10 protein-coding genes are annotated in these 11,210 nt (G+C 66.8%); 7 read left to right on the plus strand and 3 right to left on the minus strand.

Going from position 1 to position 11,210, the window contains the following annotated elements:
* Positions 1–9: 9 nt before the first annotated feature.
* On the minus strand, positions 10–702 hold the full coding sequence (locus AC1D34_RS11390; protein ID WP_476824262.1) for a FadR/GntR family transcriptional regulator: 693 nt from the start codon (positions 700–702) through the stop codon (positions 10–12).
* A 205-nt stretch (positions 703–907) separates the two neighbouring features.
* Between AC1D34_RS11390 and AC1D34_RS11395 the strand changes: the two genes are divergently transcribed.
* Genes AC1D34_RS11395 through AC1D34_RS11425 form a run of 7 tightly spaced genes read left to right on the plus strand, consistent with a single transcriptional unit; the run spans position 908 to position 9,318 of the window.
* Entirely contained in the window at positions 908–1,969 is a 1,062-nt protein-coding gene (locus AC1D34_RS11395) for an ABC transporter substrate-binding protein (protein ID WP_441504642.1), read from the plus strand.
* Positions 1,970–2,000: 31 nt separating this feature from the next.
* On the plus strand, positions 2,001–3,062 hold the full coding sequence (locus AC1D34_RS11400; protein WP_441488544.1) for an ABC transporter substrate-binding protein: 1,062 nt from the start codon (positions 2,001–2,003) through the stop codon (positions 3,060–3,062).
* A gap of 5 nt (positions 3,063–3,067) precedes the next feature.
* On the plus strand, positions 3,068–4,324 hold the full coding sequence (locus AC1D34_RS11405; RefSeq protein WP_476824263.1) for an ABC transporter permease: 1,257 nt from the start codon (positions 3,068–3,070) through the stop codon (positions 4,322–4,324).
* A 1-nt stretch (position 4,325) separates the two neighbouring features.
* Positions 4,326–5,159 (plus strand): ABC transporter permease, encoded by an 834-nt coding sequence (locus AC1D34_RS11410; protein WP_441504644.1) that lies wholly within the window; start codon positions 4,326–4,328, stop codon positions 5,157–5,159.
* On the plus strand, positions 5,159–6,628 hold the full coding sequence (locus AC1D34_RS11415; protein WP_441504645.1) for an amidohydrolase family protein: 1,470 nt from the start codon (positions 5,159–5,161) through the stop codon (positions 6,626–6,628). Before AC1D34_RS11410 ends, AC1D34_RS11415 begins: the two co-directional genes overlap by 1 nt.
* A 3-nt stretch (positions 6,629–6,631) precedes the next feature.
* Positions 6,632–7,747: an ABC transporter ATP-binding protein gene (locus AC1D34_RS11420; RefSeq protein ID WP_441504646.1), complete on the plus strand. Its 1,116-nt coding sequence runs from the start codon at positions 6,632–6,634 to the stop codon at positions 7,745–7,747.
* 5 nt (positions 7,748–7,752) lie between these two features.
* Positions 7,753–9,318 (plus strand): amidohydrolase family protein, encoded by a 1,566-nt coding sequence (locus tag AC1D34_RS11425; protein WP_441504647.1) that lies wholly within the window; start codon positions 7,753–7,755, stop codon positions 9,316–9,318.
* An 89-nt stretch (positions 9,319–9,407) separates the two neighbouring features.
* Here AC1D34_RS11425 and AC1D34_RS11430 read toward each other — a convergent pair whose 3' ends face one another.
* A complete protein-coding gene (locus AC1D34_RS11430; RefSeq protein ID WP_476824264.1) occupies positions 9,408–10,640 on the minus strand; it encodes an amidohydrolase family protein in 1,233 nt (410 codons plus the stop codon).
* Between the two features lies 1 nt (position 10,641).
* A partial coding sequence (locus tag AC1D34_RS11435) for a DUF1989 domain-containing protein (protein ID WP_476824265.1) occupies positions 10,642–11,210 on the minus strand: 569 nt, incomplete at its 5' end.

Consider the following 11,210-nt stretch of genomic DNA (forward strand, 5'->3'; position numbering starts at 1 on the left):
GTATCGGGTTCAGAGGATGAAAGGCTCGCCCGGGCGCAGTGCGTCATAGGCTTGGGAAATCGTGTCCATATGCGTCATCACGGCCTGCCAGGCCTCGTGGGCATCGCGCCGGGCGATAGCCTCCGCGATCCGCCGGTGTTCGGCGCTGAAATGGGCGCGCCGCTCCGGCCGCAGCACCGCGCGGCGCATGGCGCCCCAGACGATCTCCTTGCGAGCCCGGTTGACGGTCTCGAACAGCTCGATCGCCAGCGGATTGCCGCAGGCAGCGGCGATCGCGCGGTGAAACCCCTCGTCGAAGACCTCGTAGGCATCCATGTTGCGCGCAGCCGCACAGCGGCGGCAGGCGGCCTCGATCTCGGCGATCTGAGCGGCTGAAGCGTTCACGGCAGCGAGCGAGGCGAGCGACGGCTCGAGCATCCTGCGCGCGTCGTGGATATTGCGCGGACTGCAATTGGCCACAGTGCCTTCCGTCRCCGCCTCGATCTCCGTGCGCCGGCCGCGAAAGGTGCCCCGGCCGACATGGCGCCAAAGTGAGCCGCGGGCCTCGAGACGCTCCAGCGCGTGCCGGACGGCATGCCGGGTCACGCCAAGACGCGCCGCAAGTTCACGCTCGGTCGGCAGGCGGCGGTCGCTGTCCTGAATGGTCCCCTCGAAAATCAACTCGATGCTCTCCTCGAGCGTCGATCTAATCTCATCGGTCATCCGCTGGCGAGTCATAATTGCAACCAATCATTTGTCTGGTTGAAAAGCAGATGCCTAAGCTTTGCGCCACATGTCAAGAAATAACGAGCACATACCCCATTGACAGCGCCTATCGTGACGTGTGGATTATCAACCAGACGGGACACAATGCGATAAAAATCGCAACCAATATAGCAACCAATCGATCGGGATGGAGATCTTCGACATGGCGGTACGGAACGGACTGGCTGCCGGGCTGGCGCTCTTCGCATGCCTTCTGCCCATGGCGGCGGCCGCGGGTTCAATCACGGTGGCGAATAATGGCGGTGCTGCCGGCGCGGGTTATCGCGACGCCTATTACAAGCCCTTCACGGCGAAGACCGGTCACGTCGTCGTCGACGATTCCTTCAACCAGGAACTCGCCAAGCTCCGTTCGCAGGTCGAAACGGGCAATCTTGTCTGGGATGTGGTCAGCCTGACCGCGATCAACGAGGCGACAGCCTGCGAAGAAGGCCTGATCGAGCGCATCGACTGGGCGCGCTATGTCGATCCCAAGGACTTCGCCGCAGTCGGCGGCTTCGGCCAATGCGGATTACCGAACAATTTCGTGTCCGGCTCCCTGGTCTACGACACCAAGCGCTATGAAGGCGGGGAGGCCCCCAGGACCTGGGCGGATTTCTGGGACGTCAAGAAATTCCCCGGCAAGCGCGGCCTGCTCTACCGCGCCGAGCAAACGCTCGAGGTCGCGCTGATGGCCGATGGCGTGCCACCGGCCGAGGTCATGACGGTGCTCGCGGCGCCGGGCGGCGTCGACCGCGCCTTCAGGAAGCTTGCCGAGCTCAAGCCCCATATCAAATGGTGGAAGAGCGGCGACGAGTCGATGCAGAACATCCTTACCGGCGAGGTCGTCATGACCTTCGCCTGGAACGGGCGGGTCGCGATCGCCAACCGCACCAACAATCGCGCGCTCAAGATCGAATTCGGCGCCGGCCATGTCTCAGGCAGCCAGATGATCGCGATCATGAAGGGCACCAGGAAAAAGGACATCGCGCTGGATTTCCTGGCTCTCGCCTCCTCGCCAGAACCGCAGGCGGCCTTCGCACGGACCATCGACTACGCGCCGGCCAATGCGAAAGCCTATGCCTTCATGAGCGAGGCCGAGCGCGCCACGCTGCCGGCCAATCACCTGCACCTCGCCTCGCTGCAAAGCGGCCAGCTCTATCTCGACTTCTGGCTCAACAATGGCGACGCGCTGCTGCAGCGCTTCATCACCTTCGCCGCCCAGTAATCCAGCCGTCCCCGGCACAGGGAGCCGTGACATGAAGACCTCGAAGGCCATTCTCGCCATCGGGCTGGCGTTTGCCGGACTTGCCGTCCAGCCCGCCACGGCCCAGTCGCTTACGGTCGCGAACCAGGGCGGCCAGCCCGGCGAGCTCCAGCGCAAGACCGTGTTCGAGCCCTTCACCGCCGAGACGGGCATCAAGATCAATATCGACACGTTCAACCAGGAACTTGCCCGCATCAGGACGCAGGTCGAGACCGGCAACCTCGTCTGGGATGCCATCAGCCTGAACCCGATCAACGAAGCGGCCGGCTGCGAAGAGGGGCTGCTGGAGAAGATCGACTGGTCGAACTATGTCGATGCGAAGGCCTTCGAAGCGGTCGGCGGCTTCGGTGCCTGCGGTGCCCCCTATCTCGCCTCCCCCGGCACGCTGGTCTACGATTCCGACAAGCTCAGCGGCGATGCGGCGCCCCGTAGCTGGGCCGATTTCTGGAACGTCGCGAAATTTCCCGGCAAGCGCGCGCTGATGTATCAGCCCGACCAGACCGTCGAAATCGCGCTGATGGCTGACGGCGTCGCGCCCTCCGACGTGGTCAAGGTGTTGACCGGGCCGGGGGGCCTCGACCGGGCCTTCCGCAAGCTGGCCGAGATCAAGCCGCATGTGAAATGGTGGAAGAGCGGCGACGAGTCGATGCAGCTCCTGCTCACCGGCGAGGTCAGCATGGGCTATGGCTGGCTCGGCCGTGTCAACGCCGCCAATGCCTCGAACAACCGCAAGCTGCGCATCGTCTGGGATGCCGGCTACACCAACGCGCTGATCTATTTCGGCGTCCTGAAGGGCTCGCCTCGCAAGGATGCGGCGGCCAGGCTGATCGCCTATCAGCTGTCGCCGCCCGCCCAGGCCCGCTACATGGAGCAACTCGGCAACCCGCCGGCCAATTCCGACGCGAATGCGCTGCTCAGCGAGGCCAGGCGCGCCGCCCTGCCCGATCCCAAGGCGCGCAACGGCATGATGCAGGCGGGCCCGACCTATATCAATTTCTGGCTCGACAATGGCGACGCCATCCGCCAGCGCTTCGCAACCTTCGTGGCCCAGTGATGAGCATGGCCGCGACATCTCATGAGTTGGCAGCAGCGCCGACGCCACGGACGGCCAGTCTCGCCGCCCAGGTCGGCGCGGCGGAGCGACGCCATCTCTGGCGGATGCTGGCGCTGCTCGCGCCGAGCGTGCTGTTCACCGCCTTCTTCTTCGTGGTGCCGCTGGCGCTGTTCATGTTCCGCAGCGTCGACAATCCCGAGGTGCCCGGCTACCTGCCGCAGACCGCGGCGGTGATGCAGGCCTGGTCGGGCCAGGGCGAGCCGGACGAAGCGGCCTTCGCGGCGCTGGCCGCGGACCTGCGGGCAATCCGCGACACCCCGGCGCTCGGGCTGATCGGCCGCCGGCTGAATTACGCGCTGCCCGGCTTCCGGGGTCTGCTGACCCGCACGGCGCGGCGCCTGCCGGCCGTGGATGACACCGCGACGAAGGCAGCCTTCCTCGCCATCGACGAGAAGTGGCGGGATCCGGCGATCTGGGGCGTGCTGCACCAGCAATCGGGCCGCCTGACGAGCTTCTACCTGCTGACCGCGCTCGACCTCGAAAAGGCGCCGGACGGCRAGATCCGCCGCGTCGCGCCGGAGCAGCGCATCTTCATCGATCTCTACGGCCGCACGCTGACGGTCAGCCTCGGCGTCACGGCGCTGTGCCTGCTGATCGGCTATCCCGTCGCCGCCGTGATGAGCAGGGCCGGCCCACGCGCCGCAAGCTGGATGCTGATGCTGGTGCTCGTGCCGTTCTGGACCTCGCTGCTGGTCCGCAGCACCGCCTGGGTCATCCTGCTGCAGAACGAGGGGCTGGTGAACAAGAGCCTGATCGCGCTCGGCCTGATCGACCAGCCGCTGGCGCTGATCTTCAACCGGGCCGGCGTCTTCATCGCCATGGTCCATGTGCTGCTGCCCTATGCGATCCTGCCGATCTACAGCGTGATGAAGGGTATTTCCGGCAATCACCTGCGTGCAGCCGCTTCTCTCGGCGCGCCGCCGCTGCGGGTCTTCCGCACGGTCTACCTGCCCCTGACGCTGCCTGGACTGGCAGCGGGCGGAACGCTCGTCTTCGTGCTCTCCGTCGGCTTCTACGTCACCCCGGCGCTCGTCGGTGGGCCTGGCGACCAGATGATCGGCTATTTCATCGCCTATTTCACCAATTCGGCGGTCAACTGGGGCCTGGCCTCGGCGTTGGGCGCCCTCCTCCTGCTCGTCGTCGCGGCGATCTATCTCGCGCTCGGCAAGCTCGTCGGCTTCGACCGGCTCAGGGTGCGCTGACATGGCCGCTGCAACTCACATCCCCGCCACCGAGCGGGCCGTCCTGATCGGGTCCCGGATCTTCACGACCCTGGTCTTCGTCTTCCTGATCGCGCCGATCTTCGTCGTCGTGCCGCTGTCGCTGACCGCGGGACAATTGCTCGTCTTCCCGCTGCCGGGGCTTTCCCTGCAATGGTATCGCGAGTTCTTCACCAACCCGCTCTGGACCGGCGCGCTCGCCAACAGCGTCTTCGTCGCCCTCGTCACCACGGTCGCGGCGACGACGCTGGGAACCACGGCGGCGCTCGGCCTGCACGGCGCCCGCTTCCGGTTCAAGCCGATCCTGGTCGCCCTGCTGGTGACGCCGATCGCAGTTCCGGTGGTGATCATCGCGGTCTCGGCCTTCTATTTCTTCGCGTCGATCAATCTCGTCGGCACCTATCTCGGGCTCATCCTGGCCCATATCGCGCTGGCGCTGCCCTTTGTCGTGATCACCGTGTCGGCGACGCTGCAGAGCTTCGACCCCAATCTGCCGCGAGCCGCGGCCAGCCTGGGCGCCTCGCCGCTGCGGACCTTGCGCACCGTGACGCTGCCGATCATCGCGCCGGGCGTCGCCTCAGGCGCCGTCTTCGCCTTCGTCACCTCATTCGACGAGCTCGTGATCGCCCTGTTCCTCACCAGCCCGCAGCAGCGGACCCTGCCGCGCCAGATCTTCAGCGGCGTCAGCGAGAATATCTCGCCGACGATCACGGCAGCGGCCGTGGTGCTCCTCGTCGTCTCGGTGCTGCTGATGCTGGTCATGGAGTGGCTGCGCGCCCGCTCGCAACGCTTGCGAAACCCCTTGGAGACCGCCTGATGCCCGCCGCTACCGTAGACCTGCTGATCGAAGGTGGAACCGTCATCGCCTTCGACGGACAGGAGCACCGCTATCTCGAGGGCGGCACCATCGCCATCTCCGGAGACGAGATCGTCGCCGTCGGACCGGGCTTTGCCGGAGAGGCGAAGCGGCGCATCGATGCGCGCGGGAGGATCGTCATTCCTGGCCAGATCAGCACGCATGCCCATATCGGCGCGCATGAAGGCCCGCGACAGCTGATCGACAGCGGCCGGCGCGACTTCATCCGCTCGAGCTTCCTGCATTTCCTGCCGGCGAGCCGCTCCGGCCGCCCCGGCTTCCTCGCTCCGCAGGATGCGCGCGCCTCGCTGCGCTATGGCTTCGCCACGCTGCTTCGGCAGGGCGTCACCACCGTCCTCGCCTTTGCCCCGGCCGGGCCGCGCGACGGCGAGCTGATGCTGGAGGTGGCGCAGGAATTCGGCATCAGGCTCGTCTGGGCACCGATCGTCGCCGGTGGTCGCTACTGGCTCGAGGATGACGGACGGGTCGTGCGCGAACTCGATGATGCCGCAGGCCTGAAATCGCTGGAAGCCAGCGCCCGTTTCATCGAGACGCATCGCGGCGCTCTCGACGGCCGGCTGTCCGGCGTGATCGCGCTCGACGAATATTATGTCTCGACTCCGGCGCTGAGGCGCGAGGCGAAGCAGGTGGCGCGCGGGCTCGGCGTGCCCTTCACCCTGCATTTCGTCGAGCAGCACCGCGAGTTCTTCGAGACGATGGGTGCGACGGGCAAGACCCCGGTCCAGTGCCTGGCCGAGGAAGGCCTGCTCGACGAAGCAACCATCCTGGCGCATTGCGTCTATATCGCCTCGCACCGTGCGGTCGGCTATCCGCTCGAGGACGACATCGCGATCCTCGGCGCGGCCAAGGTCAATGTCGCGCATTCCCCGGTCGCCTTTTCCCGGCGCGGGCTCGCTCTCGAGAGTTTCTCCCGCTATCGCCGGGCCGGCATCAATGTCGCGCTCGGCACCGATACTTATCCGCTCGACATGTTCTCGGAGATGCGGATGGCGTCGCTGATGAACAAATTCGCCGACAACAATCATGAGGAGGCGCCGGCAGAAAGCGTCTTCTCCGCGAGCAACCTTGCCGGCGCGCAGGCGCTGGGACGCCCCGATCTCGGGCGGATCGCGCCCGGCGCCAAGGCCGATCTCGTCGTCATCGACCCGCGCTCGCTCACCTTCGGCCCCAATCCCGACCCGGTCAGGGCGATCGTGCATCTGGCGACCCCGGAGATGATCGACAGCGTGATCGTTGCTGGCCGCCTGCTCGTCGAGGGCAAGCGGCTGCTGGTCGCCGACGAGGACGAGATCATCGACGCGGCCGCCCGTTCGAGCCGGGCCGTCTGGGACGGTCACGCCGCACATGACATCCTCGGCCGCAGCGCGGCTGAGCGCTTCCCGCCCTCCCTGCGCGCCTGGACGGAGTAGGCCATGACCCTCACCGCAACCGCACATCGCGACGCGCCTGTCCCCAGCGCGCCGCTCGTCAGCTTCTCGCATGTCCAGAAGAGCTATGACGGCCAGGTCCTCGTCGTGAAGGACCTGTCCCTCGACATTGCCCGGGGCGAATTCCTCACGCTGCTCGGCCCCTCAGGCTCGGGCAAGACGACGAGCCTGATGATGCTGGCCGGCTTCGAGACGCCGACCAATGGCAGCATCACCTTGCAGGGCCGCGACATCACCGCACTGCCGCCCTACAAGCGCGGGATCGGCATGGTCTTCCAGAACTATGCGCTGTTTCCGCACATGACGGTGGCCGACAATGTCGCCTACCCCCTGCGGGCGCGAAAGCTATCCGAACCGGAAATCGCGCGGCGGGTGGCGACTGCGCTCGACATGGTCAAGCTCGGGGCGTTCGGCAAGCGCATGCCGGCGCAGCTTTCCGGCGGCCAGCAGCAGCGTGTCGCGCTGGCCCGCGCGCTCGTCTTCGAGCCCGAGCTGATCCTGCTCGACGAACCGCTGGGCGCGCTCGACAAGCAGTTGCGCGAGCGCATGCAGTACGAACTGAAGCAGATCCACGAACGGCTCGGCGTCACCATGGTCTATGTGACGCATGATCAGGAAGAGGCCCTGACCATGTCGGACCGGATCGCCGTGTTCGACCAGGGCAGGATCCAGCAGCTCGCGACGCCGGAGGAACTCTACGAGAGCCCGGCCAATGCCTTCGTCGCGGGCTTCGTCGGCGAGAACAACAGTCTCGACGGCGTCGTCGTGGGCCGCAGCGATGCGACGGTCACCGTGCGCCTCGCCGACGGGGTCGAGGTGGTGGCGCAGTCCATCGATGCGCTCGCGATCGGGGACGAGGCGGTGCTGTGCCTGCGCCCGGAACGGATCGCCCTGACGCCGGGAGAGACCGAGAACAAATATGTGCTCGAGGTCGAACGGCTGGTCTATCTCGGCGAGGCGACCCGCGTCGTCTTCCAGCTCGGCGGGCAGGAGCTGATCGCGAAGGCCGATCCGATGCGCTTGCCCCAGGAGCTCGCGCGCGGCGCCCGGATCGAAATCGGCTGGCGAGCGGACGAGTGCCGCGCCTTTCGCAAGGGCTGAACCGCTTGAACGAGAACCCTGCGAGCACGCAGAGCACGATCGTACGGGGCCGCCATGTCCTGTGCGGCGTCGACGGCGACGACCGCGCCCGGATCATCACCGACGGCGCCCTGCTCATCGAAGCTGGCCGCATCGCCGAGATCGGGCCGGCCTCTGAGCTGATCGCCCGCCATCCCGGCGCCGCATGCATCGGACGGCCGACCGATCTCGTCATGCCCGGGCTGGTCAACGCCCATCACCATACCGGGCTGACGCCGCTCCAGCACGGCACGCCGTTCCTGCCGCTGGAACTCTGGCTGCCGCGCTTTCTCGGCTGGCGCGGGCTCGACCCCTATCTCGACACGCTCTACTCCGCGATCGAGATGATCGAGTCGGGCGTGACCACCGTCCAGCATCTGCATGGCGGACCGGTCGGCCCGCGCGCGCGCTGGCTCGATGCGCCGGACGCGATCATGCGGGCCTATGCCGAGATCGGGATGCGGGCGTCCTTCTCCTTCATGTGGCGCGACCGGAACAGGATCGTCTACGGGGCCGACGAGACTTTTCTCGCAAGCCTGCCGTCGCCGCTCCGCGAACAGCTCGCGGCGATCCTGGCAACGGCCCAGACCTTGGTCGAGACATTGACGGAGCATTTCGAAGCCCTGGCGGAACGCTGGGGCCAACCCGCCGATGGCATGAGCCGGGTCCAGCTGGCGCCGTCCAACCTGCAATGGTGCACGCGCGAGAGCCTGATCGCGCAGCGCGACCTCGCCCAGCGCCATGATGTGGGGCTGCATATGCATCTGCTGGAGACGCCGTATCAGCGCCGGTTCGCCGAGATGGACACCGACGGCTCCGCCGTCCGCCACCTCGCCGATCTCGGGCTGCTGGGCCCGCGCATGACGATCGGCCACGGCATCTGGTGCAGCGACGCCGATATCGCGCTGCTCGCCGAGAGCGGCACCTGCGTCTGCCACAATGCAAGCTCCGGGCTGCGGCTGCGCAGCGGCATCGCGCCCGTCAAGGAGTTCGACCGGGCCGGCATTCCGGTCGCGCTCGGCATCGACCAGGCCGGCATCAATGACGACCGCGACATGCTGCAGGAGATGCGCCTCGCCTGGAACCTGCAGCGCACGCCAGGCCATGCCTACGAACCGCTTTCCGAGGCGCGCATCTTCCGGATGGCCAGCGAGCACGGCGCGGCGACGACGGGCTTTGCCGGCCTGGTCGGCCGGCTCGAGCCCGGGCGTGCGGCCGATATCGTCGTGATCGACTGGGAACAGCTGGCGCAGCCCTATCTCGATCCCGACGCCGAGATCGTCTCGGCGCTGGTGCAGCGCGCCAGAACGGGGATGATCCGCGATGTGCTGATCGACGGGCGCCACGTGCTGCGCGACGGGCGCATCGCCACGATCGACAAGGAAAAGCTGCTCAGCGAGATCGAAGCGGCCATGCAGCGCCCCCCGAGCGAGGCCGAGACGGCACGGCGCGCCTTCGTCAAGGCGCTCGACCCGCATCTGCGCGCCTTCTACGCCGACTGGCCGCTTCCATCCGCGGCAGATGCCTACCGCAGCTTCAACGCGCGGCGCTAGTATCCGCGATCTCCGGGCAGGCGCTCGCCGAGGACGGCGGCGCCAGCAGGGAGATGCGCCGCCGCGCTCGTGACGAGGCCGAAACCGCTCTACGCAGCAGCAGCGGCCGTGATCTCGCTGTGGCGCGCGATCACCCTGCCCTGCCTGACAACCGTCCGGTTCGGCGCGCGCGAGACGATTGCGTCGGCGAGCGTCTCGCCCGTCAGGAGAACGAGATCGGCCCGTGCTCCGTCATGCAGTCCGTAATCTGCGACGCCCAGGGCCAGCGCCCCGCCGAAGGTGCAGCTGTCAAGCGCCAGCTCGAGATCGTCGTCGCGGCGAAAGCCGTTGCGCTGAGCGACCAGCATCGCGCGTTCCAGCATGTCGGCATTATTGAAGGGGCCCCATGTGTCGCGGACGCCGTCCGAACCGGAACAGACGATGACGCCGAGCGAAGYCAGCAGAGCAAGGCTCGGGCACGCCCTGGCAAGGGGCGCCGTCGTCATGATCGCGACCTGCTCGCGCGCCAGCATCTCGCCGAGACGACCGGCATGAGCCGGTCCGATATCGCCCAGGCAGAAGGCGTGGCTGATCATCACGCGCCCCTGAAGGCCGAGCGCCCGCGTGCGCTCGAGGATCAGTTCAACACTGAAGGCTCCGAGCTCTCCAGGTTCGTGCAGATGGATATCGATCGGCTTGGCTGAACGCTCGGCAAGGCCGAATGTCATGTCCAGGCTGCCGCGCGGATCACGGTCGATCTGGCTGGGGTCGAGGCCGCCGACGATATCCGCGCCGATGCGGAGGGCCTCCTCCATCAGCTCGAGGGTGCCGGGCCGCGAGAGCAGGCCCGCCTGCGGAAAGGCAACGGTCTGCACCTCGATCGTCCCGCGGCATGCGTCCCGTGATCTGAGCACGCCCTCCAGCGGCGACAGGCCGACATCGGTGTCGATCGCGACATGGCCGCGAAGCAGGGTCGACCCCAATTCCGCCGACCGGACAAGCTGGCGCGTCGACTGCAATTCCGGGTCGATCCCTCGCCGGCGCAGTTCATCCTTCTCCGCCTGGATCTTGTCGGCCAGGGCCGGGCCGACCTCGTTTCGGAACCAGGGCAGCCCAAGCAAGGAATAGCCCAGATGCGTGTGGGCTTCGACGAGTCCGGGGATGACGATCCTGCCGCAGCCATCCTCCACGGCGCTCCCTTCGGGCGCTGCAAGTTCGTCGCCCGTCGCAGCAATCGTGCCGTTCCGGATCAGGATATCCTGGGGCGGCGAGAGAGGGAGGCCCCGGCCTCGCCAGAGGCGGACCTGCCTGATGAGCAGAGAACCCGTTGGTGCGACCTGCATCCTATGCTCCGTCGACAGCAGGAGCGCCGCTCTTCGCAGCCAGGAAGCGCGCCTCCCACCAGGAGAAGACGATGTCGCGCAGCGCCGCCCCGTCGTCGTCGCCGTGCACAGCATGGCGCAGTACTTCGAGGCGTGCGACATCCTCCTCCGTCAGATCGATCTCGATCCGGACCTGCTGCAACGGGACATTGGTGAATTCCGGCTTGTAGGCCGGATCGCGGCTCAGTTCCCGGTCGGCCTTGATCGTCGGATTCCTGAAGTCGCGCGGCGTGCGCTGGCTGGACAGGATCGGCGTGCGCGGAACCCGCGCGAGATCCTCCTCCGTCGATTCGAGAATGATCACCTCGACCGGCTTCAGCGCGAAATTGCTCGTGCGCATGATATCGGCGCCGCAGACATTCGGCACAGCCAGAACATCCATCAGAGCCAGGAGATCGACATAGTCGCCGGCCCGCGAAGCCTGTCGCGTGATCGTTGCCGATCCGTTTTCGGTGATCTCCGTGCACATGAACAGGTTGAAGCTGTCATGCACGTCGTCCGGCGTCAGCCCGTATTCGCGTTGCGCTTCGG

The organism is Allobosea sp. P1_A7 (assembly GCF_056406775.1).